At 60.1% G+C, this 23,267-nt stretch carries 22 protein-coding genes; 9 read left to right on the top strand and 13 right to left on the bottom strand.

From position 1 onward, the window contains the following. Positions 1 to 38 precede the first annotated feature (38 nt). From mreD to mreB, 3 genes are all read right to left on the bottom strand, one after another. On the bottom strand, positions 39 to 530 hold the full coding sequence (gene mreD, locus K5K95_RS13220; RefSeq protein WP_222589782.1) for a rod shape-determining protein MreD: 492 nt from the start codon (positions 528 to 530) through the stop codon (positions 39 to 41). Further along, positions 530 to 1,636, bottom strand: a complete 1,107-nt coding sequence (mreC, locus tag K5K95_RS13215; protein WP_409999730.1) for a rod shape-determining protein MreC — start codon at positions 1,634 to 1,636, stop codon at positions 530 to 532. Before mreC ends, mreD begins: the two co-directional genes overlap by 1 nt. 191 nt (positions 1,637 to 1,827) lie before the next feature. Next, positions 1,828 to 2,865: a rod shape-determining protein MreB gene (gene mreB, locus K5K95_RS13210; protein ID WP_002555108.1), complete on the bottom strand. Its 1,038-nt coding sequence runs from the start codon at positions 2,863 to 2,865 to the stop codon at positions 1,828 to 1,830. Between the two features lie 210 nt (positions 2,866 to 3,075). Here mreB and gatC point away from each other — a divergent pair, with 210 nt between their 5' ends. The 6 genes from gatC to K5K95_RS13180 all read left to right on the top strand — a co-directional run bounded on the left by gatC (position 3,076) and on the right by K5K95_RS13180 (position 8,298). Further along, positions 3,076 to 3,363, top strand: coding sequence for an Asp-tRNA(Asn)/Glu-tRNA(Gln) amidotransferase subunit GatC (gatC, locus tag K5K95_RS13205; RefSeq protein ID WP_007901429.1), 288 nt, complete (start codon positions 3,076 to 3,078; stop codon positions 3,361 to 3,363). Positions 3,364 to 3,379: 16 nt separating this feature from the next. Further along, complete coding sequence (gatA, locus tag K5K95_RS13200) at positions 3,380 to 4,831, top strand: Asp-tRNA(Asn)/Glu-tRNA(Gln) amidotransferase subunit GatA (RefSeq protein ID WP_222589781.1); 1,452 nt, start codon at positions 3,380 to 3,382, stop codon at positions 4,829 to 4,831. 10 nt (positions 4,832 to 4,841) lie between these two features. Continuing rightward, positions 4,842 to 6,287 (top strand): Asp-tRNA(Asn)/Glu-tRNA(Gln) amidotransferase subunit GatB, encoded by a 1,446-nt coding sequence (gene gatB, locus K5K95_RS13195; RefSeq protein ID WP_222589780.1) that lies wholly within the window; start codon positions 4,842 to 4,844, stop codon positions 6,285 to 6,287. A gap of 149 nt (positions 6,288 to 6,436) precedes the next feature. Then, positions 6,437 to 6,811 carry a septal ring lytic transglycosylase RlpA family protein gene (locus K5K95_RS13190; protein ID WP_222589779.1) on the top strand — a complete coding sequence of 125 codons (375 nt, stop codon included), beginning with the start codon at positions 6,437 to 6,439 and terminating at the stop codon, positions 6,809 to 6,811. Between the two features lie 51 nt (positions 6,812 to 6,862). Further along, complete coding sequence (locus K5K95_RS13185; protein WP_222590337.1) at positions 6,863 to 7,921, top strand: calcium/sodium antiporter; 1,059 nt, start codon at positions 6,863 to 6,865, stop codon at positions 7,919 to 7,921. A 41-nt stretch (positions 7,922 to 7,962) separates the two neighbouring features. Beyond that, on the top strand, positions 7,963 to 8,298 hold the full coding sequence (locus K5K95_RS13180; protein ID WP_409999729.1) for a carboxymuconolactone decarboxylase family protein: 336 nt from the start codon (positions 7,963 to 7,965) through the stop codon (positions 8,296 to 8,298). A gap of 129 nt (positions 8,299 to 8,427) precedes the next feature. On the opposite strand, the gene K5K95_RS13175 is transcribed toward K5K95_RS13180, so the two are convergent. The 5 genes from K5K95_RS13175 to kdgD form a co-directional block, all read right to left on the bottom strand. Beyond that, positions 8,428 to 9,369: an AEC family transporter gene (locus tag K5K95_RS13175; RefSeq protein ID WP_222589777.1), complete on the bottom strand. Its 942-nt coding sequence runs from the start codon at positions 9,367 to 9,369 to the stop codon at positions 8,428 to 8,430. A gap of 184 nt (positions 9,370 to 9,553) precedes the next feature. Further along, positions 9,554 to 11,107, bottom strand: a complete 1,554-nt coding sequence (gene garD, locus K5K95_RS13170; protein ID WP_222589776.1) for a galactarate dehydratase — start codon at positions 11,105 to 11,107, stop codon at positions 9,554 to 9,556. An 11-nt stretch (positions 11,108 to 11,118) separates the two neighbouring features. Continuing rightward, the gene (locus K5K95_RS13165; RefSeq protein ID WP_222589775.1) at positions 11,119 to 12,486 is read right to left on the bottom strand and encodes an MFS transporter; all 1,368 of its coding nucleotides are present in this window, start codon (positions 12,484 to 12,486) and stop codon (positions 11,119 to 11,121) included. Between the two features lie 153 nt (positions 12,487 to 12,639). Next, positions 12,640 to 14,085 (bottom strand): aldehyde dehydrogenase family protein, encoded by a 1,446-nt coding sequence (locus tag K5K95_RS13160; RefSeq protein WP_222589774.1) that lies wholly within the window; start codon positions 14,083 to 14,085, stop codon positions 12,640 to 12,642. A gap of 61 nt (positions 14,086 to 14,146) precedes the next feature. Beyond that, positions 14,147 to 15,058 (bottom strand): 5-dehydro-4-deoxyglucarate dehydratase, encoded by a 912-nt coding sequence (kdgD, locus tag K5K95_RS13155; RefSeq protein WP_109627960.1) that lies wholly within the window; start codon positions 15,056 to 15,058, stop codon positions 14,147 to 14,149. 237 nt (positions 15,059 to 15,295) lie between these two features. Here kdgD and K5K95_RS13150 point away from each other — a divergent pair, with 237 nt between their 5' ends. Together K5K95_RS13150 and K5K95_RS13145 are read left to right on the top strand one after the other, a co-directional pair. Continuing rightward, positions 15,296 to 16,597 carry a phospholipase gene (locus K5K95_RS13150; protein ID WP_222589773.1) on the top strand — a complete coding sequence of 434 codons (1,302 nt, stop codon included), beginning with the start codon at positions 15,296 to 15,298 and terminating at the stop codon, positions 16,595 to 16,597. A 14-nt stretch (positions 16,598 to 16,611) separates the two neighbouring features. Next, complete coding sequence (locus K5K95_RS13145) at positions 16,612 to 16,803, top strand: hypothetical protein (protein ID WP_222589772.1); 192 nt, start codon at positions 16,612 to 16,614, stop codon at positions 16,801 to 16,803. Positions 16,804 to 16,942: 139 nt separating this feature from the next. On the opposite strand, the gene K5K95_RS13140 is transcribed toward K5K95_RS13145, so the two are convergent. The 4 genes from K5K95_RS13140 to K5K95_RS13125 form a co-directional block, all read right to left on the bottom strand. Beyond that, a complete protein-coding gene (locus K5K95_RS13140) occupies positions 16,943 to 17,692 on the bottom strand; it encodes a FadR/GntR family transcriptional regulator (protein ID WP_222589771.1) in 750 nt (249 codons plus the stop codon). A 190-nt stretch (positions 17,693 to 17,882) separates the two neighbouring features. Next, positions 17,883 to 19,610: an ABC transporter ATP-binding protein/permease gene (locus K5K95_RS13135; protein ID WP_222589770.1), complete on the bottom strand. Its 1,728-nt coding sequence runs from the start codon at positions 19,608 to 19,610 to the stop codon at positions 17,883 to 17,885. Positions 19,611 to 19,706: 96 nt separating this feature from the next. Next, positions 19,707 to 20,267 (bottom strand): response regulator transcription factor, encoded by a 561-nt coding sequence (locus K5K95_RS13130; RefSeq protein WP_007901386.1) that lies wholly within the window; start codon positions 20,265 to 20,267, stop codon positions 19,707 to 19,709. Next, positions 20,260 to 21,522 carry an ATP-binding protein gene (locus tag K5K95_RS13125; RefSeq protein WP_222589769.1) on the bottom strand — a complete coding sequence of 421 codons (1,263 nt, stop codon included), beginning with the start codon at positions 21,520 to 21,522 and terminating at the stop codon, positions 20,260 to 20,262. The genes K5K95_RS13130 and K5K95_RS13125 overlap by 8 nt, the downstream gene beginning before the upstream one ends. A gap of 319 nt (positions 21,523 to 21,841) precedes the next feature. On the opposite strand from K5K95_RS13125, the gene K5K95_RS13120 reads away from it, so the two are divergent. After that, complete coding sequence (locus K5K95_RS13120; protein WP_222589768.1) at positions 21,842 to 22,558, top strand: SIMPL domain-containing protein; 717 nt, start codon at positions 21,842 to 21,844, stop codon at positions 22,556 to 22,558. A 131-nt stretch (positions 22,559 to 22,689) separates the two neighbouring features. On the opposite strand, the gene K5K95_RS13115 is transcribed toward K5K95_RS13120, so the two are convergent. After that, positions 22,690 to 23,052 carry a DUF6124 family protein gene (locus K5K95_RS13115; RefSeq protein ID WP_222589767.1) on the bottom strand — a complete coding sequence of 121 codons (363 nt, stop codon included), beginning with the start codon at positions 23,050 to 23,052 and terminating at the stop codon, positions 22,690 to 22,692. Positions 23,053 to 23,267 lie beyond the last annotated feature (215 nt).

Genomic DNA, 23,267 nt, shown 5'->3' with positions numbered 1-23,267 from the left:
CCTTGTCTACTGCCAATACGGGCCAATGCCTGACCGAATCAAGTAATTTTGTAGCGTCGACGCAACCCGCGCAAACCGTAGCTGACCCAAGGCCAGAGCAAGGCACTGACCAGTGCCGGCAAGACCAGCGCCAGCGTCGGCTGGCGGTTGCCGGTCAAGGCGCTCAACCACAGCTGAACAAGCTGGGCGAGGCCGAAGATCACCAGGATCACCAGGCTCTGTTGCCACATCGGGAACATGCGCAGTCGCTGTTGCAGCGACAGCACCAGAAAGGTGATCAGTGTCAGGATTAACGCGTTCTGACCCAGTAATGTGCCGTAGAGCACGTCTTCAGCCAGACCCAGGCACCACGCGGTGACCATGCCGACTTTTTGCGGCATGGTCAGCGCCCAGAAGGCCAGCAGCAAGGCCAGCCACAAGGGACGCAGGATTTCCATGAATTGTGGCAGCGGCGAAACGCTGAGCAGCATGCCGATGGCGAAGGTCAGCCAGACGATCCAGCCGTTTCGCGATGCAGTCGCACCGACCATTATTCTCGTCCCCCAGTAGAGGCTGGCGCGGAGGCAGGCGGCTTGGCAGCAGGCTTCACGGCAGCGGGTTGAGTCGCAGGCGGTTTGGTGGCCGCCGGCTGCGTGGCGGGAGGCTTGGCGGCCGAGTGTCGGGTGGTCGCGGGCTTGGCCGGGGTTGCCGCAGCCGGTGCAGCTGCCGGAACAGCCGGATTAGCCGGAGCCGCCACGGGTGCAGCTGCCGGTGTCGGCACCAGGGCAGGCTTCGATACGGTGGCCGGGAAGATCGGCCCGCCGCCGTGTTGATCCAGGGCTTCCTGAGCCTGTGCGGCTTCATTGGCGCGCTCTTCAGCGGTACGACCGTCGCTGAACACCAGCAGCAGGTAACGACTGCGGTTCAGGGCGGCGGTCGGCACGGCGCGCACGATGGCAAAGGGCTGGCCGGAATCGTGGATCACTTCCTTGACCGTTGCCACCGGGTAACCGGCCGGGAAACGCTGGCCCAAGCCTGAGCTGACCAGCAGATCGCCTTCCTTGATGTCTGCCGTATCGGCCACGTGGCGAAGTTCGAGGCGTTCCGGGTTACCGGTGCCACTGGCAATCGCGCGCAGCCCATTGCGGTTTACCTGCACCGGAATGCTGTGCGTGGTGTCGGTCAGCAGCAGCACGCGAGAGGTGTAAGGCATCAGTTCAACCACCTGCCCCATCAGGCCGCGGGCATCGAGCACCGGCTGACCGAGGATCACACCGTCGCGCTCACCTTTATTGATGATGATGCGATGGGTGAAAGGATTGGGGTCCATGCCGATCAACTCGGCCACTTCGACCTTCTCGTTGACCAGCGCGGAGGAATTGAGCAACTCGCGCAGCCGAACGTTCTGCTCGGTGAGGGCCGCCAGCTTTTGCATGCGCCCCTGCAACAACAGGTTTTCGGTCTTGAGTTTTTCGTTTTCGGCGACGAGTTCGGTACGGCTGCCAAATTGGCTGGCCACACCCTGCCATAGCCGCTGCGGCAGGTCGGTGATCCAGTAAGACTGCATCAGCACCAGCGACATTTGGCTACGCACTGGCTTGAGCAGTGTGAATCGGGCATCGACCACCATCAGGGCGACCGAAAGCACGACCAGCACTAATACGCGCACGCCCAGTGAGGGGCCCTTGGTGAAAAGCGGTTTAATAAGCCGCTCCTCCCAGGCAAATTGTTTCTTTATTCATACGGCATCAAACCGGCCTGGATGCAGAGTGACAGAAGATAAACGCCAACAGGCAGCACTGCAAAGTGCCGCCTGCGCGCTCAACAGCATAGATGCGATCCGGCGACTTACTCGCTGGAAAGCAGGTCCATGGTGTGCTTGTCCATCATCTCCAACGCACGACCACCGCCGCGAGCCACACAGGTCAGCGGGTCTTCGGCGACAATCACCGGCAGACCTGTTTCCTGGGCCAGCAACTTGTCGAGGTCACGCAGCAAGGCGCCACCACCGGTCAGTACCAGGCCACGCTCGGCGATATCGGACGCCAGTTCCGGAGGCGATTGCTCCAGGGCACTTTTGACCGCCTGAACGATGGTTGCCAGAGACTCTTGCAGAGCTTCCAGCACTTCATTGGAGTTCAGGGTGAAAGCGCGTGGAACGCCTTCGGCCAGGTTACGGCCGCGAACGTCGACTTCACGCACTTCGCCGCCCGGGTAGGCCGTACCGATTTCCTGCTTGATGCGCTCGGCAGTGGATTCGCCGATCAGGCTGCCGTAGTTACGACGCACGTAGGTGATGATCGCTTCGTCGAAGCGGTCGCCGCCAACCCGCACGGATTCGGCGTAAACCACACCGTTCAGGGAGATCAGTGCGATTTCAGTGGTACCACCACCGATATCGACGACCATCGAACCGCGCGCTTCTTCAACCGGCAGGCCGGCACCGATCGCAGCAGCCATCGGCTCTTCGATCAGGAACACTTCACGGGCACCGGCACCAAGGGCCGATTCACGGATGGCACGACGCTCAACCTGGGTGGATTTGCACGGAACGCAGATCAACACACGAGGGCTTGGCTGCAGAAAGCTGTTTTCGTGAACCTTGTTGATAAAGTATTGCAGCATCTTTTCGCAGACGCTGAAGTCGGCAATCACGCCATCCTTCATCGGACGAATGGCAGCAATGTTGCCCGGCGTTCGGCCGAGCATGCGCTTGGCTTCGGTGCCGACAGCAACGACACTTTTCTGGTTACCGTGTGTCCGAATAGCCACAACCGATGGCTCATTCAGGACGATACCGCGCTCGCGCACGTAAATAAGGGTGTTGGCAGTGCCCAGGTCAATGGAAAGATCGCTGGAAAACATGCCACGCAGTTTCTTGAACATGGGAAAGGGACCCTAGGCAACGCGTGGGTAAAAAAGTGCGGCAAACTCTAACAACGACAGGGATTTTGGGCAAGGCGCCAATATGTTAAATTGGCCGCTTTTCTGTGCACCAACCCCCACAATCGCGGCCTTATGACCGTAGAAATGCGGTAGTGTTCCGACAATCTAACACACGGACGACGTCCGTTCTGTTTTCCACTGGAGATTCCCATGGCGCTTGAACGCTCCGACGTGGAAAAAATCGCTCATCTGGCCTGCCTTGGCCTTAATGATGCCGATCTTCCACATATTACTTCGGCCCTGAACAGCATTCTCGGGCTGGTCGACGAAATGCAGGCGGTCAATACCGACGGTATCGAGCCGCTCGCCCACCCACTGGAAGCCAGCCAGCGCCTGCGTGCAGACGTCGTGACCGAGACCAATCATCGCGAGGCCTACCAGTCCATCGCACCAGCGGTCGAAAACGGCCTGTACCTGGTTCCGAAAGTCATCGACTAAAGGGAAAGAGCCTGCAATGCATCAAATGACTCTGGCCGAGATCGCCCGCGGTCTCGCCGATAAAAAGTTTTCTTCCGAAGAGCTGACCAAAAACCTGCTGGCGCGTATCGCCCAGCTCGATCCTCAGCTCAACAGCTTCATCACCCTCACCGAAGACCTGGCGCTCCAGCAGGCGAAAGCCGCTGACGCACGCCGTGCCAACGGTGAGACCGGTGCCCTGCTTGGCGCGCCGATTGCGCACAAAGACCTGTTCTGCACCCAGGGCATCCGCACCAGCTGCGGCTCGAAGATGCTCGACAACTTCAAGGCGCCGTACGACGCCACGGTCGTCGCCAAGCTGGCCGCTGCCGGGGCCGTGACCCTGGGCAAGACCAACATGGACGAATTCGCCATGGGTTCGGCCAACGAGTCGAGCTACTACGGCCCGGTTAAAAACCCGTGGAACCTGGAACACGTTCCGGGCGGTTCGTCCGGCGGTTCGGCGGCGGCGGTTGCCGCGCGCCTGCTGCCAGCGGCCACCGGCACCGATACCGGCGGCTCGATCCGCCAGCCCGCGGCACTGACCAACCTCACCGGCCTGAAACCGACGTACGGTCGCGTTTCGCGCTGGGGCATGATCGCCTATGCGTCCAGCCTCGATCAGGGCGGCCCTCTGGCCCGCACCGCCGAAGACTGCGCGATCCTGCTGCAAGGCATGGCCGGTTTTGACCCGCAGGATTCCACCAGCATCGACGAGCCCGTGCCTGATTACAGCGCCAGCCTCAACGGATCGCTGCAAGGCCTGCGCATCGGCGTGCCGAAGGAATATTTCGGCGCCGGTCTCGACCCACGCATCGCCGACCTGGTCATGGCCAGCGTCGAAGCACTGAAAAAACTCGGTGCCGTGGTCAAGGAAATCAGCCTGCCGAACATGCAGCACGCGATTCCCGCGTACTACGTGATCGCTCCGGCGGAAGCGTCTTCCAACCTGTCGCGTTTCGACGGCGTGCGTTTCGGCCATCGCTGCGAAAACCCGAAAGACCTGATCGACCTGTACAAACGCTCCCGTGGCGAAGGCTTCGGCCCGGAAGTGCAGCGCCGGATCATGGTCGGCGCCTACGCGCTGTCGGCCGGTTACTACGATGCCTACTACCTTAAGGCGCAGAAGATCCGTCGCCTGATCAAGAACGACTTCATGGCTGCCTTCAATGAGGTCGACATCATCCTCGGCCCAACCACGCCGAACCCGGCCTGGAAGCTTGGCGCCAAGAACAGCGACCCGGTCGCGGCGTACCTGGAAGACGTGTACACCATCACCGCCAACCTCGCTGGCCTGCCGGGCTTGTCCATGCCCGCCGGTTTTGTCGATGGTCTGCCGGTCGGCGTGCAATTGCTCGCCCCGTATTTCCAGGAAGGCCGCTTGCTCAACGTTGCGCATCAGTACCAGTTGAACACTGACTGGCACACTCGCACCCCAACCGGCTTCTGAGGAGAAACACATGCAATGGGAAGTCGTGATCGGGCTGGAGATTCATACCCAGCTCACCACCCGGTCGAAAATCTTTTCCGGTAGTTCCACCACTTTCGGTTCCGAGCCGAACACCCAGGCCAGCCTGGTAGACCTGGGCATGCCCGGCGTTCTGCCGGTGCTGAACCAGGAAGCGGTGCGCATGGCGGTGATGTTCGGCCTGGCCATCGATGCCGAAATCGGCCAGCACAACGTGTTCGCCCGTAAAAACTATTTCTACCCGGACCTGCCCAAGGGCTACCAGATCAGCCAGATGGAGTTGCCGATCGTCGGCAAGGGCCACCTGGACATCGCCATGGAAGACGGCACGATCAAACGTGTCGGCGTTACCCGTGCGCACCTGGAAGAGGACGCCGGTAAAAGCCTGCACGAAGAATTCAACGGTGCCACCGGCATCGACCTGAACCGTGCCGGCACGCCGTTGCTGGAAATCGTTTCCGAGCCGGACATGCGCAGCGCCAAGGAAGCCGTGGCCTACGTCAAGACGATCCACGCGCTGGTGCGTTACCTGGGCATCTGCGACGGCAACATGGCCGAAGGCTCGCTGCGTTGCGACTGCAACGTGTCGATCCGTCCAAAAGGTCAGGTTGAGTTCGGCACGCGCTGCGAGATCAAGAACGTCAACTCGTTCCGCTTTATCGAGAAGGCGATCAACAGTGAAGTTCGCCGTCAGATCGAGCTGATCGAAGACGGCGGCAAAGTGATCCAGCAGACCCGCCTGTACGATCCGAACAAGGACGAAACCCGTCCGATGCGCAGCAAGGAGGAAGCCAACGACTACCGTTACTTCCCCGATCCGGACCTGCTGCCCGTGGTCATCGAAGACTCGTTCCTCAATGACGTGCGCGCCACCCTGCCGGAATTGCCACCGCAGAAACGCGAGCGCTTCCAGGCGCAGTTCGGCCTGTCGGTTTATGACGCCAGCGTCCTGGCCACCAGCCGCGAGCAAGCCGATTACTTCGAGAAAGTCGTGGGCATCAGCGGCGACGCCAAGCTGGCCGCCAACTGGGTCATGGTTGAACTGGGCAGCCTGCTGAACAAGCAAGGCGTGGAAATCGACCAGTCGCCGGTCTCGGCCGAGCAACTGGGCGGCATGCTGCTGCGCATCAAGGACAACACCATCTCCGGCAAAATCGCCAAAGTGGTGTTTGAAGCGATGGCCAACGGCGAAGGCAGCGCGGACGAGATCATCGACAAGCGTGGCTTGAAGCAAGTGACTGACAGCGGCGCGATCTCGGCGGTGCTGGACGAAATGCTCGCGGCCAACGCCGAGCAGGTCGAGCAATACCGCGCGGCAGACGAAGCCAAACGCGGCAAGATGTTCGGCTTCTTCGTCGGCCAGGCCATGAAAGCCTCCAAAGGCAAGGCCAACCCGCAACAGGTCAACGAGCTGCTCAAAAGCAAGCTCGAAGGCTAACCGGAATGGAGCCAGCTCTAACTACTGGCTCTATTCCCTGTGGGAGCGGGCTTGCTCGCGAATGCGGTTCGGCACTCAATTCAAGGTTGACTGTCAGAATGCATTCGCGAGCAAGCCCGCTCCCACATTTGTTTCAGGGAAATCTTTGAATGAAGCGTCTGCTCAGTGCCTGCGCCCTGCTCTCCCTGCTGGCCGGTTGCGCCAGCAACGACATCATCGATCCGCACGGCTACGACAAGACCGGCATGGCTTCGTATTACGGCGTTAAACATCAAGGCAAACGCACCGCCAGCGGTGAGCGTTTCAACAAGAATTCCCTGACCGCCGCCCATCGCCAGTTGCCGTTCGGCACGCGGGTGAAGGTCACCAATCTGAATAACGACAAGTCCTGCGTGGTCCGCATCAACGATCGCGGGCCGCATGCCCGTGGGCGCCTGATCGACGTGTCACATGCTGCGGCCGAGCGGTTGGGCATGCTCGGCAGTGGCACCGCGCGCGTTCGCGTGCAAGCCCTCGACGATTAACAGCCGGAGCCCAAAACCATTTTCGGACTTGATGACTTACCCCTGATCAGCCTGATTGAATTGTTCGCTGGCCTGCTGTTGCTGATCGCCGGCGCCGAACTGATGGTGCGCGGCGCTGTGCGCCTGGCGGCGCGCCTGCATGTACGGCCGCTGATTATCGGGCTGACCATCGTCGCCCTCGGCAGCAGCGCGCCGCAAATGGCGGTCAGCCTGCAAGCCACCCTGGCGCAAAACGCCGACATCGCCGTCGGCAGCGTGATTGGCAGCTGCATCTTCAACATCCTGGTCACCCTGGGCCTTTCGGCGTTGATCATTCCGCTACGGGTTTCGCGGCAGCTGGTGCGTCTGGATATTCCGCTGATGATCGGCGCCAGCCTGCTGGTGTTCGTACTGGCCTGGAACAAAGAGCTGGATCGTGTGGACGGCTTGATTCTGTTGGCCGCGCTGGTGTTGTACCTGGGCTTGTTGCTGCGCCAGTCGCAGCATTCGGCTCGCCCGCCCTCACACGACGAAACACCGAAGGCACCGTGGGTCAGCAGCGTGCTGATGATCATCGTCGGACTGGCCATGCTGGTGTATGCCGCTCACTTGTTGCTGGGCGCCGCCGTGGCGGTCGCCACCGACCTGGGGCTGTCGGAACGAATCATCGGCCTGACCATTGTCGCCATCAGCACTTCACTGCCAGAGCTGGCCACCTCATTGATCGCCGCGCTGCGCGGTCAGCGCGATATTGCCGTGGGCAACGTCATCGGCAGCAACCTGTTCAACCTTCTGGGCGTGCTCGGTTTGACGGCGCTTGTTGCGCCTTCGCCGCTGTCTGTTTCGCCCAACGCCCTGGATTTTGACTTGCCGGTGATGCTCGGCGTCGCAGTGCTGTGCCTGCCGCTGTTCTACACCGGCTACCGGGTGACCCGCGCCGAAGGCTTGCTGTTTCTGGGGCTGTACCTCGCTTACGGCTTGCACGTGGTGTCATTCACCACCGGCATGCCGCTGGCCGGCAAACTCGAACACCTGATGCTGTTTTTCGTCCTGCCGGCGCTGGTGGCGTATCTGCTGTTTACGTCGCTGCGCGCCTGGCGTCGCCAACACCACAAGAGGGAAATGCCGTGACCGACAACAAAAAGCCTGGCGTTGAAGTCCGCCGCCAAGTGATGGGCGACGCCTTCGTCGACCGCGCACTGGGCAATGCCACCGAGTTCACCCAGCCGCTGCAGGATTTCGTCAATGAACATGCGTGGGGCAGCGTGTGGAATCGCGAAGGCCTGCCGTTGAAAACCCGCAGCCTGATCACCCTCGCCGCGCTGACCGCATTGAAGTGCCCGCAGGAATTGAAAGGTCACGTGCGTGGCGCGCTGAACAACGGTTGCACCGTGGAAGAGATTCGCGAGGCGCTGCTGCATTGCGCGGTGTATGCCGGTGTGCCGGCGGCGATCGATGCGTTTCGGGCGGCGCAGGAAGTGATTGACACTTACCAGAAGCCGGATTGAGTCATCGGCATTTGTGGTGACTGTTCGGGCGTCTTCGCGAGCAAGCCCGCTCCCACATTTTGGAATGCATTCCCCTGTGGGAGCGGGCTTGCCCGCGAAGAGGCCCAAAAAAACACCTAAGATTCTGAACTAGATCCACCCGCCCCACTGCAACAAAAAGATCCCGATATTGGTGGTAATCGCCGCCATCAACGTCGTAATGACGATGATCGCCGCCGCCAGCTCATGATTGCCATTGGCCTGACGGGCCATGACGAAACTGGCCGCAGCAGTCGGGCTGCCGAAATACAGAAACAGAATCCCCAACTCCGCCCCGCGAAAACCCCATAGCCATGCCCCCAGCGTTGCCAGCACCGGCAGGCCGATCATCTTCACCAGGCTGGAGCTGAGCGCCATCGTGCCGCTCTTGCGCATTGCCGCCAGCGACAACGTGCCGCCGATGCAGATCAGCGCCAACGGCAAAGTAGTCTGCGCCAGGTACTGACCGGAGGTTTCCAGCCACCCCGGCAAGCCGATCTTGAAATAAGCAAATGGCGCCGCCGCAAACACGCTGATGATCAGCGGGTTGATCATCACGCTTTTAAAGATGCTCCACGGATCGGACTTGATCACCGGGCTGTAGACCGCGAGCACGATGGTCGAGAGTGTGTTGTAAAACAGGATCACCAGCGCCGCGAGAATCGCCCCGAGGGAAATGCCGTAAGAGCCGTACATGCTCGCCGCCAGTGCGAGGCCGATGACGCCGTTGTTGCCGCGAAACGCGCCTTGGGTGTAGATCCCCCGGTCTTCGCGCGGGCACTTCCAGATCGCCCAGCCCCAGGCAATGGCGAAACTCACCAGGGTGGCGAGCGCGAAGTAGATCAGCAGCGCCGGTTGTAGCGCGGCGTGCAGGTCGGCATGCAGGATGCCCAGAAACAGCAACGCCGGCATGGTGACGTTGAACACCAGGGCTGACGCAGTGTGGATAAAGTTGTCGTTGATCCAGTTGATGCGCTTGAGCAGCACACCCAGAAACAGCATGGCAAACACCGGCGCGGTGATGTTCAGGGTTTCGAGGAAGATAGCCAGCATGCCGGGGGAACCTTGGGTGGGCGTCGTTAGGGGGCTAATGATAAGCCACCAAGTCCTCTGGCGTCTGTTAGACCGCTATCGCGAGCAAGCCCGCTCCCACATTTGATCGAGTTGCACACAAATTTTGTGTCCACCGCAGATCCACTGTGGGAGCGGGCTTGCTCGCGAAGCAGGCGACTCGGTATCAGGTAATTGGCGCCGGGTTAAACAAGGTGATGTCGTTATGCAGTTTGTGCTGCTCGGCCCACGTCTGCTTTTTCCCGCTCGCCACGTCCAGGTAGTAGTGGAACAACTCCCAACCGAGGTCTTCAATCGAGGCCCGTCCGGTAGCAATCCGCCCGGCATCGATGTCAATCAGGTCCGGCCAGCGCTGCGCCAGTTCCGTGCGCGTCGAGACCTTCACCACCGGCGCCATCGCCAGGCCATATGGCGTGCCGCGCCCAGTGGTGAACACATGCAGGTTCATCCCGGCCGCCAGTTGCAACGTCCCGCAGACAAAATCACTGGCCGGGGTCGCGCAGAAAATCAGCCCTTTGCGCTTGAAGCGTTCGCCAGGACCAAGCACGCCGTTAATCGCGCTGCTGCCGGATTTGACGATCGAGCCCAAGGACTTTTCGACAATGTTCGACAACCCGCCTTTCTTGTTGCCCGGTGTGGTGTTGGCGCTGCGATCCGCTTCGCCCTTGGCCAGGTAACGGTCGTACCAGTCCATTTCCCGCACCAGTTCCTCGGCGACTTCCTTGGTTTCGGCGCGGGATGTCAGCAGGTAAATCGCGTCGCGCACTTCGGTGACTTCGGAAAACATCACCGTCGCACCGGCACGCAGCAGCAGGTCCGAGGCAAAACCCAAGGCCGGGTTGGCGGTGATGCCGGAAAAAGCATCGCTGCCGCCGCACTGCATGCCCAGAATCAGCTCGGACGCCGGCACGGTTTCCCGGCGACGCTGATCAAGCTTCTTCAAGCGGATCTCGGCCAACGCCATGATCTGCTCGATCATCTCGGTGAAACCGTGACTGGAATCCTGCAAGCGATACAACCACGGATCGCTCAGGTCCACCGAGCTGTCGTTCTCGTGCATCACCTGCCCGGCCTGCAACTTCTCGCAACCGAGACTGATGACCAAGGCTTCGCCGCCCAGGTTCGGGTTACGCGCCAGGTTACGCACGGTACGGATCGGGATGTAGGCGTCGGTGGCGGTGATGGCCACGCCACAACCGTAACTGTGGGTCAGCGCCACCACGTCATCGACGTTCGGATAGAGTGGCAGCAACTCTTCCTTGATGCGCTTGACCGCATGGTCGAGCACGCCGGTCACACACTGAACCGTGGTGGTGATCCCCAGAATGTTGCGCGTGCCGACGGTGCCGTCGGCATTGCGATAACCCTCGAACGTGAAACCTTCCAGCGGTGCCTGCGCGGCCGGCACATCGGTGGACAGCGGCAGGCTGTCCAGCGGTGGCGCGGTGGGCATGCGCAGTTGATCTTCCTTGACCCAGCTGCCGCGTGGAATCGGCTGCAGCGCATAGCCGATGGTCTGGCCGTAACGAATGACCTGGCCACCCTCGGGAATATCTTCCAGGGTGACTTTGTGGCTCTGCGGGACGAAGTCCACTGTCACCAGGCCATCGGGAAACTCGGTGCCGGCCGGCACGCCCTGGTCATTGACCACGATCACGACATTGTCCCGCTCGTGCAGGCGGATGTAGCGCGGCGAGTCGGAATGTTCAATCAACTGCATGACGCCGCTCCTCAGGAATGCGCTTGAGATAATTTGTTGTTGGTTTCAGGGCCGCTGACTGGCGGCTCCTTGAGCACCACACGCTTGATCGGACCAACGATCACCAGGTAGCTGAACACTGCGACCAGTGCGTTGCAACCGACAAACACCAAGGCCCATTTGAACGAACCGGTGGAGCTGATGATGTAGCCAATCACGATCGGCGTGGTGATGGACGCGATGTTGCCGAACATGTTGAACAGGCCGCCACTCAAACCGGCGATCTGTTTCGGCGAGGTGTCGGACACCACCGCCCAGCCCAATGCGCCAACGCCTTTACCGAAGAACGCCAGGGCCATGAAGCCGACCACCATCCATTCGATGTCGACATAGTTGCAGGCCACGATGCTGCTGGAAACCAGCAAACCGGCAATGATCGGCGCCTTGCGGGCGAAGGTCAGGGAATGGCCCTTGCGCAGCAGGTAGTCGGAAATCACCCCGCCGAGCACGCCACCGATGAAGCCGCAGATCGCCGGCAACGAAGCGATGAAACCTGCCTTGAGAATGGTCATGCCACGTTCCTGCACCAGGTACACCGGGAACCAGGTCAGGAAGAAGTAGGTGATACCGTTGATGCAGTATTGGCCCAGGTAAACGCCGAGCATCATGCGGTTGGTCAGCAACTGGCGAATGTAGTCCCACTTCGGCCCGTCGGTTTTCTTGCCTTTGCCTTTGTCCTGGTCCATGTCGACCATGCCGCCGTTGTCGGCGATGTGCTTGAACTCGGCTTCGTTGATCATCGGGTGCTGACGCGGGCTGTGGATAACTTTCAGCCAGATCAGCGAGAACACGATGCCGATGCCGCCCATCACCACAAACACGTGCTGCCAGCCGAAGCTGTAGACGATCCAGCCCATCAGCGGCGCGAACAACACGGTCGCAAAGTATTGTGCCGAGTTGAAGATCGCCGAAGCAGTGCCGCGTTCAGCCGTCGGGAACCAGGCTGCCACGATGCGCGCGTTACCGGGGAAGGATGGCGCTTCAGCCAGACCCACCAGGAAGCGCAGCATGAACAGCGCAACGATTGCCGTGGACATGCCGAACTCACCGACATAACCCTGCAGCACGGTGAACAGCGACCAGGTGAAGATGCTCAGTGCGTAGACTTTTTTCGAACCGAATCGGTCCAGCAGCCAGCCACCGGGAATTTGCCCGGCCACGTAGGCCCAACCGAATGCAGAGAAGATATAACCGAGAGTGACCGCGTCGATGCCGAGGTCTTTTTGCAGGCTGGAGCCCGCGATGGCGATAGTGGCCCGGTCGGCGTAGTTGATCGTGGTCACCAGGAAAAGCATGAGCAGAATCAAATAGCGGACGTGGGTCGGCTTGGTCGCTTGCATGTAGATGTACTCCCACTGATTATTTTTATGCGGGTAATAACAATGTTGTTTTTGTGGGAGCTGGCCTGCCAGCGATGCGGACACCTCGGTGTGTCAGTCACACCGCGGCGATGCCATCGCTGGCAGGCCAGCTCCCACAGGTATTGCGGTGGATCAGGAACCGACGTAGGCAGTCTTCACGACCGTGTAGAACTCTTGCGCGTAGCGACCTTGCTCGCGGGAACCATAGGATGAACCTTTACGCCCACCGAATGGAACGTGGTAATCCACGCCCGCCGTCGGCAGGTTGACCATCACCATCCCGGCCTGGGAGTGGCGTTTGAAGTGGTTGGCGTACTTCAGCGATGTGGTGGCGATACCCGCCGACAAGCCGAATTCGGTGTCGTTGGCCATGGCCAGTGCCGCGTCGTAATCCGCCACGCGAACCACGTTGGCGACCGGGCCGAAGATTTCTTCGCGGCTGATGCGCATCGCGGCTTCGCTGTCGGCAAACAGCGTCGGCGCGAGGTAGTAGCCTTCGGTGTCGCAGGTCACCAGACCGCCGCCGCTGACCAGACGTGCACCTTCGGACTGGCCGATGTCAATGTACTTCATGTCCTGTTCAAGCTGAGCCTGGGAAACCACCGGACCGATGTCGGTGCCGGCTTTCAGCGCGTGACCAACCTTGATCGACTTCATGCGCTCAGCCACGGCTTCGACGAACTTGTCGTGAATCCCGGCAGTAACGATGAAACGACTCGAAGCCGTGCAGCGCTGACCGGTGGAGTAGAACGCACTCTGCACCGACAACTCGACCGCTTGCTTGAGGTCGGCGTCGTCGAGAATGATCTGCGGGTTCTTGCCGCCCATTTCCAGCTGAACCTTGGCCTGGCGCGAGACGCAACTGACCGCGATCTGACGACCGACACCGACCGAACCGGTGAAGCTGATGCCGTCGACTTTAGGGCTCTGCACCAGCGCATCGCCAACCACTCGACCGCTGCCCATCACCAGGTTGAACACGCCGGCCGGGAAGCCTGCGCGGGAGATGATTTCGGCCAGCGCCCACGCGCAACCTGGCACCAGATCGGCCGGTTTGAGCACGACGCAGTTGCCGTAGGCCAGGGCCGGAGCGATTTTCCACGCCGGGATCGCAATCGGGAAGTTCCACGGCGTGATCAGACCGACCACACCCAGCGCTTCGCGGGTGACTTCAACGTTGACGCCCGGGCGCACCGACGGCAGGTAATCACCGGACAAACGCAGGGTTTCACCGGCGAAGAACTTGAAGATGTTGCCGGCGCGGGTCACTTCACCGATGGCTTCCGGCAGGGTCTTGCCCTCTTCCCGGGCCAGCAGCGTGCCGAGCTCTTCGCGACGGGCGAGGATTTCAGTGCCGACTTTATCCAGCGAGTCATGGCGAGCCTGAATGCCGGAAGTCGACCAGGCCGGGAACGCGGCGCGAGCGGCGTCGATGGCCGCATGGACCTGGGCCAGATCGGCCTTGGCGTAGTTGCCGATGGTGTCAGTCAGTTCGGACGGGTTGATGTTGGCGCAGTAATCGCTGCCTGCCACCCATTCACCGTTGATGTAGTTATCAAAACGCTTTGAATCTGCCACGAGATGTTCTCCTCACGCAAAAGGCCGCTGATCACTCAGCGGCCTTGTTTAATCGGGTGTGTTATTGCGCACCTTGCTTGTCGATCAGCGCGGCGAGCATTTCGTACTCTTCGCCGGTCAGGTCGGTCAGCGGCGCACGCACAGGACCTGCGTCATAGCCGGCAATTTTTGCCCCGGCCTTGACGATGCTCACTGCGTAACCGGCTTTGCGGTTACGGATGTCCAGGTAAGGCAGGAAGAAGTCGTCGATGATCTTGCCGACAGTGGCGTGATCTTCGCGGGCAATCGCGTGGTAGAAATCCATCGCGGTTTTCGGGATGAAGTTGAACACCGCCGACGAGTAAACCGGCACACCCAAGGCCTTGTAGGCCGCTGCGTACACTTCGGCGGTCGGCAAACCACCCAGGTAGCTGAAGCGATCACCGAGGCGGCGACGGATCGAAACCATCAACTCGATATCGCCCAGGCCGTCCTTGTAACCGATCAGGTTCGGGCAGCGCTCAGCCAGACGTTCCAGCAGCGGAGCGGTCAGGCGGCAGACGTTGCGGTTGTAAACCACCACACCGATTTTTACCGATTTGCACACGGCTTCAACGTGGGCGGCAACACCGTCCTGGCTGGCTTCGGTCAGGTAGTGCGGCAGCAGCAACAGGCCTTTGGCGCCCAGACGCTCGGCTTCCTGTGCGTATTCGATGGCTTGACGGGTCGAACCACCTACACCGGCCAGGATCGGCACGCTGGTTTCGCAGGTGTCGACGGCAGTCTTGATGATTTCCGAATATTCGCTGGCCGCCAGAGAGAAGAACTCACCGGTGCCGCCCGCGGCGAACAACGCCGTGGCGCCGTATGGGGCCAGCCATTCGAGACGCTTGATGTAGCCAGCGCGATGGAAATCGCCCTGGGCATTGAAATCGGTTACCGGGAAAGACAGCAGGCCGGAAGAGAGGATGGACTTCAGTTCTTGTGGATTCATTATTCGAACACCCTGGGTAGCGACGTATGTTTGTGTGAGAAACCGTTCAGCTTTCGCCGAGTTGTAGGTCATCGTACAACTTAAATAATAACCGTCAACTGCATTTCATCGCGAACCTCACATTTTGAGTCGGAAAGGTATTTTCTTGACGTAGGAAATTTCTCTTCTATGATCCAATTAACTGTATATACATACAGTTAATTGGATCTATACCGACGACATATCAAGGAGCTAGAAATGTCAGGTCTGCACATACAACCGCAGGAAAACCCCAAGCAGGTCATTGTGAACCTGGATGATCTTTTTACCGAACAGGGCATCGCCATCGCCGATGGGGATTCGCTGGTTTTGCATCTCGGTGAACACAAAGACATACCCCAGACTTCCAGCCCGCCACCCGGCAAGGCCTTGAAAAACAGGCCGCAATTGAGGTTCGAGGGCGGCGAACACACGGCCATCGGTGACAGCACACTGCTGCGTTTCATCAAGGACGCGCCTGCTATCCCCGCTTCTCAGGTTGAACTGCATTTACCCAATGGGTTGGCGCTCACCTATGGCCAGATCGTTGCGCTGAGCGCTGATTTTTATGGCATCCCCGATCAACCCGTCAGCGAAGGCGCCAGTGCTGCCGAGCGTATCCAGCGATTCAACAACGCGTTCAGCTCGCTCGCTGTATTGCCGGCATCCAATGCCGAAGCCAAGTTGATTCTCGGCGTCATGCAGAAGGAAATCGCCGCGGTGAAACAGGCGATCAAGGACGGCAAACAACCCCATGAGGCCTACGACGCCCTCGGTGATACGTTGTCCGAAGAGTGGAACAGAATCACCGGCGGCGGCAGTTTTGTCTCGGCACTGTTTCCGTTGGGACGCTACCTGAAACTGGCCGCCAACAACGCCGACCACTTTGGCGAATGGGCGCTATTGGCCTATATCGCCGGGCATGCAGCAGCCCTGCAGCAAGCGGTAAAAGCGCACAACAGCGGCGATGAAAAGCAGCTGGAACTGGCCTACGCGATGAACGCGTTTGCCGATCACTACCTGACCGACCTGTTTTCCGCTGGCCACTTGCGCGTGCCCCGCAAGCAACTGGCAGCGGTGGTGACACCGAGTGACCTGGGCTCGTTGATTACCCGCTTCATGCACGACGAAGACAGCAAGTTCGGCCTCAATGTACGCAACGGCAACGGTGCGCAATGGCGCGCCTATGGTGACAAACGCTACTTCGACGATATCGACAGCGCCAATCGCGTCCCGGTGAATCAAGCGGTTCAGGTGTCGGCGGATGAAGTGTTCGCGGCGTATCTCAGCGGCGTTGCACCATCGCCCGGCAGTTTCGGCGCGCTGAAGAATCTGCCGGATCTGCAGGCAGTACTGAACCTGACGGGCAATTTTTCACCGCTGTTCAGGATGGAGGGCAACAAGGTGTTGCGCAGAAAGGACGTCAACAACTTGAACGACACCGCCACGGTCGATGACTGGTGGGGCTGGAGCACTTACTTGCTGCTCAAGGACTACAAACCAACGGGCAATGTGGCCTGATAAGGAGATCAACGATGACGATTAAATTGAAACTGGCATTGGCTTCGGGGCAATCGATGAAGGGGGCGCCGTTGGAGTTGTTGGCCAAGGGAGTGGCGATTGCCCGGGGTGTGGTTGATGAGCATGGGCAGGTGGCATTTGATGCCAAGGCCGGGGCTTCCGAGTGGGCCGTGAGGGTGGATCGTTCGATTCTCAAGACCGGCTGATCCGCCGCACCTGATCGTTCCCACGCTCTGCGTGGGAATGCAGTCAGGGACGCTCTGCGTCCCAAAGCGTGACGCGGAGCGTCACAAGAGGCATTCCCACGCAGAGCGTGGGAACGATCTCAATTGCCCAGTCTGGCAATTACCCCCGCTGCGCCTCAGCCTCTTCATGCGCATGGCGCAGTCGTTCGCGGCTGTTGGTCAGGTGCAAACGCATCGCCGCCCGCGCCGCATCCGAATCCTGGCGCGCAATGGCGTCGTAAATCTCTTCGTGCTCACGGCTCAGGCGATTCATGTAGTGCTGCTGATCGTCATGGGCCAGCCGCGCGGAATTGAGGCGGGTACGCGGAATAATGCTGGTGCCCAGGTGGGTCATGATGTCGGTGAAGTAGCGATTACCGGTCGACAGGGCGATTTGCAGGTGAAACTGAAAATCCGACGCCACGGCATCGCTGGCATGGGAGACGCTTTCGTTCAATGCATCCAGAGCCGCTCGCATCAATGCCAACTGCTCGGGCGTGCGACGTTGTGCGGCAAGGCCGGCGGATTCCACTTCCAGGCTGATCCGCAGCTCCAGAATAGCCAGTACGTCACGCAGCGTGACCACGGTGGCCGGGTCGATACGGAAACCGCTCGGGCTCGGTGTGTCGAGCACGAAGGTGCCGATGCCGTGACGGGTTTCCACCTGTCCGGCGGCCTGCAAGCGGGAAATCGCCTCGCGAACCACGGTGCGGCTGACGCCATGGGCATCCATGATTGCCGACTCGGTGGGCAATTTGTCGCCACGTTTGAGGTGGCCGTCGCGGATCTGCTCGGACAGCACCGTCACCAATTCCTGTGCGAGGCTGCGGCGCTTGCGAGGGAGGCGGGGTGCGTCGATCGGGTTTTCCATGGTGAACGTCTTTCTCGAAAAATTCGGCTGAAACCGCATCATAGCTCAACACGGTTGTACGATCACCGTCAGCATCCACTATCCCCTGTGGTAGCGAGCTTGGTCGCGATGGCGGAGTGTCAGACACCTTTAATGTTGGATGTCATGCCGTCATCGCGAGCAAGCTCGCTCCCACAGGGATTTGTGGTGGTTATGCGGTTACTGTTTGGTCCACCAAATGGCCGTTCTCGATTCGCACATGCCTTGGATGGAAGCGCTTCAGACTGCTGCGATGGCCGACGCTGAGGATACTCAGCCCCGGAATCTCATCGATCAAGGCCTGATACAACGACCCTTCATCCTCTTCGTCCATCGCCGAGGTGGCTTCGTCCATGTACAGCCACTTCGGTGCAAACAGCAGCGCGCGGGCGAAGGCCAACCGTTGCTGCTCGCCCGGCGACAACATGCGCTGCCAGTGATTGGCTTCGTCCAGACGCGCAACGAGGTGCGGCAAGCGGCAGGTTTCCAGCACGTGCACGTAACGCTCATGCGGATACGTATCGCCGGCCTGTGGATAACTCAGCGCTTCGCGGAGCGTACCAATAGGCAGATAAGGTTTTTGCGGCAAGAACAGATAACGCGAGGTCGGCAGACGAATACTGCCGTGACCGGCGGGCCACAGATGCCCCATCGCTCGCAGCAAGGTCGATTTGCCGCTGCCGGAACGCCCGCTGAGCATCACGCGCTCGCCCTCCTCCACCGTCATCTCGGCGTTGGTCAGCAAGTGGCGACCGTCAGCCAGATCGAGACCGAGGTTGTGCACGCGCAATGCCGTACCCGCGTTCTGCACGTCGATGGCTGGCGCACGTTCTTCGTTGTCAGCCATGGCCTGGCGGAAACTCAGCAGACGATCACAGGTGGCGCGCCACTCGGCGAGGTCCTGATACGCACTGATGAACCAACTGAAGTTTTCCTGCACATTGCCGAACGCGGAGTTGATTTGCATCAGCTCACCGAGTTCGATCTTGCCGGCAAAGTAACGCGGCGCCGCAACCATGAACGGGAAGATGATTGCGATCTGAGCATAACCGGACGTGAAGAAAGTCAGGCGCTTGGACACTTTCATGATGTCCCAGAAGTTGTGCCAGACCAGACCGAAGCGACTGCTCAGTCGGCGGTTTTCGTTGGGCTCGCCGTTGTACAACGCGATGCTCTCGGCATTCTCGCGGACCCGCACCATGGAGAAACGCAAGTCGGCTTCGTAACGTTGTTGGTTGTTGTTGAGGCCGATCAAACGACGACCGATCACATGCGTCAGCCAGCTGCCGACGGCGGCGTAAACCAGTGCACACCAGAACATGTAGCCGGGGATCGTGAAGCCAAACACTTCGATGCTGCCCGACACGCCCCACAAAATGATCGAAAACGACACCAGGCTGACGATGTTGCGTATCAGCCCGAGGCCCAGGCCCAAGGTGTTGGTGGTGAATTTATTGAGGTCTTCGGAAATCCGCTGGTCCGGGTTATCGGTGTAGCCGCCCTGCTCCAGCTGGTAGTAATTCTTGTTACCCAGCCAACGGGCGAAGTGTTTTTCGGTGAGCCAGGCTCGCCAGCGAATGGTCAGCATCTGGGTCAGATAAAGCCGGTACACCGCGCCCAGGATCGCCACCGCCGCAATGCCGCAGAAATACAGAATCAGCTGCCAGAAGGCTGCTTCGTCCTTCTTTTGCAGGGCGTTATAGAAATCCTTGTACCAACTGTTGATCCACACCGAAATCGCCACGCTGAACAGCGACAGCGCAATCACGGCGATCAGCAACGTCCAGGCTTTGCCCTTCTCTTCGCTGCGCCAGTAAGGCGTGGTCATCGCCCAGACTTTGCGAAAAAACTGCCCGCGCACAGCATCGTTGACCGCGGAATATTCAGCGTTCTGATTCATGGATAAGGCTCAATAAAGAAAAGAACACACACGAACCGATCATAGATGATCGGTTCGGGTTACTGCGAGCGCAGGCGATGATCGTTCAGCGCCCGTTCAGCGGCGCACCGGACGCTTTTGCAGTTTGCGCTGCAGCGTGCGGCGGTGCATACCCAGGGCGCGGGCAGTGGCGGAGATGTTGCCTTCGTGCTCGGTCAACACGCGCTGGATGTGTTCCCACTGCAGGCGGTCCACCGACATCGGGTTTTCCGGCACCAGGGTGTCGAGGTCGGCATGCTCGGAGAGCAGCGCAGCCAGCACGTCGTCGGCGTCCGCCGGTTTGCACAGGTAATTGCAGGCGCCGCGCTTGATCGCCTCGACGGCGGTGGCGATGCTGGAGTAACCAGTGAGGATCACCACGCGCATCTCGGGGTCGAGTTCGAGCAGTTTGGGCAGCAGCACCAGACCCGAGTCGCCGTCCATTTTCAGGTCCAGCGCGGCGTAATCCGGGATGTCGGCCTGGGCAATGGTCAGGCCTTCTTCGGCGGAACCGGCGGTGCTGACGCGAAAACCACGGCGGGCCATGGCGCGGGCCATTACGCGGGTGAAGGTTGCATCGTCGTCCACCAGCAGCAAATGCGGCAGTTCTTCGCCTTCAACTTGGATCTCGTCACTCATGTTCGTCTCCTCGGGCGACACGGGGCAGGCGCAGCTCGGTGAGCGTGCCGCCTTCCTCATGACTGTAGAGTTTCACTGAGCCGCCGGCGCGTGTCACGCTGGCCTTGCTCAAAAACAGGCCCAGGCCGAAACCTTTGCCCTTGGTGGTAAAAAACGGTTTGCCGATCTGTTCGGCGATGGCCAGTGGCACACCGGCGCCGTGGTCGCGAATGCTGATGGTCAGGTCTTCGGCATTCCAGTCCAGCGTAACTTGCAGCCCTTCGGGACAGGCATCGGCGGCGTTGTTGAGCAAATTCAGCAGGGCTTGCGTCAGGTCTGGCGGCGGCGCCATGCGCGGCACGGCGCCCTGGCCCAGGCGCTGAAAGCGGTAACTGGCTTCCGGGCGCATCAGGTGCCAGCGATTCAGCGCCTCATCGAGCCAGTCGGTCACGTCCTGCATTTCCACCGCCAGGCGGCGATTGGCTTCCGCCGCTCGGACCAGCTGCTGCAAGGTTTCCTTGCACAACTTGACCTGGTCCTGCAGCACGCTCAAATCGTCCTGCAACAGCGGGTCTGGATGGTCCTGACGCATTTCCTTGAGCAGCACGCTCATGGTCGCCAGTGGCGTGCCCAGTTCATGGGCGGCGCCGGCAGCCTGGGTCGCAACGGCCAGCAACTGTTGGTCACGCAGGCCTTCTTCACGACGAATGGCGCGCAGTTCTTCCTGACGACGCAGTTCTTCGGCCATGCGCGCAGCAAAGAAGGTGATCACGGCTGCGGCGAGGGCAAAACTCAGCCACATGCCGTATATCTGCAGGTTTTCCCGGGCGATCGGGAACGTTTCCAGCGGATAGAACCGCGCCAGCAGCAAGGTATAAAGCGCCAGGGCGATACCGGACAGCACCACCGAATAGCGCCACGGCAACGTCACGGCGGCGATGGTCAGCGGCACCAGGTAATAAGAGACGAACGGGTTGGTCGAGCCACCGGAGAAATACAGCAAGGCACTGTGGATAAACAGATCGCAGGCCAGTTGCAGGGCATATTCGAGCTCGGTCACCGGCCACGAAGTACGCAGGCGAACCGCCGTGAATGCGCACAACAGCATCGAGCAGCCGAGGGTCATCGCCAATTGCACCCACGGCAACGGCAGCAGATCGAACCAGTAGGCCAGGCCCACGGAGCCGGCCTGAGCGGCGAGCACCAACGTGCGGATGATCGTCAGCCGCCAGAGGTTCTGGCGAGTTGCGGAAGTGATTTGTACGGGGGCGAGCATGAGCTCTCCTGATGAGCGCTCCAGGCGGATCGCACGGAGTATAACCAAGCACGGGGGCTGGCAGGCAAAAGTGCGGCAAACAGCCACATGGCAAAAAGGGTTGTGGCGTCTATAAGGCAGCCATCGCGGGCAAGCCCGCTCCCACAGGTTCACCGCCGTACTTGTGGGAGCGGGCTTGCCCGCGATGGGTCGCGGAGCTGCCACCTGCCTTTCATCTGTATAGAAGTTGTAACTGTGCGAACCGGATCATTACCGCTAGAGTCTGATGGTTTCACGCAGGCCCGGACTTTAACCCCTGCGCATCGCCCAAGGAGTTTTCATGCACAGTTTCCGCCGCAGCGCCGCCCTTCTTGCCCTCAGTGCCGGCACCGTTGCCAGCCTCCCGGCCCTGGCCGCCGACGAACTTCATTACAACCAGATTTCCCTGCGCGCCGAAGTCAGTCAGGAAGTGCCCCGCGACCTGATGATCGTGACGCTCTACACCGAAGATCAAAACACCGACCCGGCCAAACTCGCCGCCGACGTCAGCACCACCATGAACAAGGCGCTGGCCCAGGCCAAAGCGGTCAAGGAAATCACCCTGCGCCAGGGCAGCCGCAACAGCTACCCGATCTACGACACCAAGGGCCAGAAAATCACCGGCTGGCGTGAACGCGCCGAACTGCGCCTGGAAAGCTCGGACTTTGCCGCCCTGTCGAAGCTGACTGGCGAACTGCTGACCGACCTGAAAATGGGCGGCATGGACTTCGCCATCGCCACACCAACACGCAAAGCCAGCGAAGACGCGCTGCTCAAAGATGCTGTCACCGCCTTCAAGGCCCGCGCCCAACTGGCCACTGACGCGCTGGGCGGCAAGAGCTACAAAATCGTCAACCTGAACCTCAACAGCAACGGTTATCCACAGCCCTTCATGCGCGGCCCGATGATGATGAAAGCGGCGAGCATGGACAGCGCACCGGTGACGCCAGAAGTTGAGGCGGGCACAAGTCAGGTCAGCATGACCGCGGATGGCGCGATTGAAGTGTTGATGCCTTGATTGGATGATTTGTCTAGAAAAACGGCGATCATTGACGTGATCGCCGTTTTTTATTGCCTGCCAAAAGCCCGGCTGAAGCAGCAAGTGCTGTTGAGTCCGGCGCCATCGATGAACGATAACGCGGTCTCTGATCAGCCCTGCGGATCGACGTTATCCAGCGCCCGATTCACTGCCAACTCCGCCAGCATGATGATCTGCTGAATCGCCAACACCGTATTGCGCTGCGGACCGATCAGGTTTGTGGCGAAATCGCTGGCCATGACACTCGCGGAAGCCAGGGACTCGCAGGCTTGGGCCAACAGGCTTTCGGTATCCATGTTCGGAGCGACCAGGAACATGGTGCTCGGACGCCGGGAGGTGGCCGTGTATTGATTCGGGGGATCGAGGTAGTAGTCGAGGGCGCGTTTTATGGCTTCGCGGTCTTTGAGTAAAGTCTCGGAGGGTAAATCTTGAGCTTCGGATGTGGTGGGTGGATCGGGGATTAACTTATCCATGGAAAAACTCCTACTTGAAATGGGAGCCATCCAATGTCGTTTCCACACGACAAATAGGTGGCGGCTGCACGCAGGGTGGAAATACCGGTTAGTAGGACCCGGCCAGACCGAAGCCTGCCCACGCACAGCCGCCAGGACGCAGTTTGCAGACGAACGAAGACGTCGGCAACGAATACGATGGTTCAGCTATGCGGCTACTAAGAGATCCAGGTTTC

The sequence above is a fragment of the Pseudomonas sp. DR48 genome (genome assembly GCF_019823085.1).
Classification (GTDB): domain Bacteria; phylum Pseudomonadota; class Gammaproteobacteria; order Pseudomonadales; family Pseudomonadaceae; genus Aquipseudomonas.
This window is presented reverse-complemented; position numbering and strand designations above follow the sequence as displayed.

Bases quoted from the DNA above. Each gene is read 5' to 3' on its own strand.
- K5K95_RS13190 (WP_222589779.1), top strand. From the start codon at position 6,437: ATGAAGCGTCTGCTCAGTGCCTGCGCCCTGCTCTCCCTGCTGGCCGGT.
- K5K95_RS13130 (WP_007901386.1), bottom strand. From the start codon at position 20,267: ATGAGTGACGAGATCCAAGTTGAAGGCGAAGAACTGCCGCATTTGCTG.
- K5K95_RS13125 (WP_222589769.1), bottom strand. From the start codon at position 21,522: ATGCTCGCCCCCGTACAAATCACTTCCGCAACTCGCCAGAACCTCTGG.
- K5K95_RS13165 (WP_222589775.1), bottom strand. From the start codon at position 12,486: ATGCAAGCGACCAAGCCGACCCACGTCCGCTATTTGATTCTGCTCATG.
- gatA (WP_222589781.1), top strand. From the start codon at position 3,380: ATGCATCAAATGACTCTGGCCGAGATCGCCCGCGGTCTCGCCGATAAA.
- K5K95_RS13140 (WP_222589771.1), bottom strand. From the start codon at position 17,692: ATGGAAAACCCGATCGACGCACCCCGCCTCCCTCGCAAGCGCCGCAGC.
- kdgD (WP_109627960.1), bottom strand. From the start codon at position 15,058: ATGAATCCACAAGAACTGAAGTCCATCCTCTCTTCCGGCCTGCTGTCT.
- K5K95_RS13135 (WP_222589770.1), bottom strand. From the start codon at position 19,610: ATGAATCAGAACGCTGAATATTCCGCGGTCAACGATGCTGTGCGCGGG.
- K5K95_RS13120 (WP_222589768.1), top strand. From the start codon at position 21,842: ATGCACAGTTTCCGCCGCAGCGCCGCCCTTCTTGCCCTCAGTGCCGGC.
- gatC (WP_007901429.1), top strand. From the start codon at position 3,076: ATGGCGCTTGAACGCTCCGACGTGGAAAAAATCGCTCATCTGGCCTGC.
- K5K95_RS13145 (WP_222589772.1), top strand. From the start codon at position 16,612: ATGACGATTAAATTGAAACTGGCATTGGCTTCGGGGCAATCGATGAAG.
- K5K95_RS13115 (WP_222589767.1), bottom strand. From the start codon at position 23,052: ATGGATAAGTTAATCCCCGATCCACCCACCACATCCGAAGCTCAAGAT.
- K5K95_RS13175 (WP_222589777.1), bottom strand. From the start codon at position 9,369: ATGCTGGCTATCTTCCTCGAAACCCTGAACATCACCGCGCCGGTGTTT.
- K5K95_RS13180 (WP_409999729.1), top strand. From the start codon at position 7,963: ATGGGCGACGCCTTCGTCGACCGCGCACTGGGCAATGCCACCGAGTTC.
- mreB (WP_002555108.1), bottom strand. From the start codon at position 2,865: ATGTTCAAGAAACTGCGTGGCATGTTTTCCAGCGATCTTTCCATTGAC.
- gatB (WP_222589780.1), top strand. From the start codon at position 4,842: ATGCAATGGGAAGTCGTGATCGGGCTGGAGATTCATACCCAGCTCACC.
- mreD (WP_222589782.1), bottom strand. From the start codon at position 530: ATGGTCGGTGCGACTGCATCGCGAAACGGCTGGATCGTCTGGCTGACC.
- K5K95_RS13150 (WP_222589773.1), top strand. From the start codon at position 15,296: ATGTCAGGTCTGCACATACAACCGCAGGAAAACCCCAAGCAGGTCATT.
- garD (WP_222589776.1), bottom strand. From the start codon at position 11,107: ATGCAGTTGATTGAACATTCCGACTCGCCGCGCTACATCCGCCTGCAC.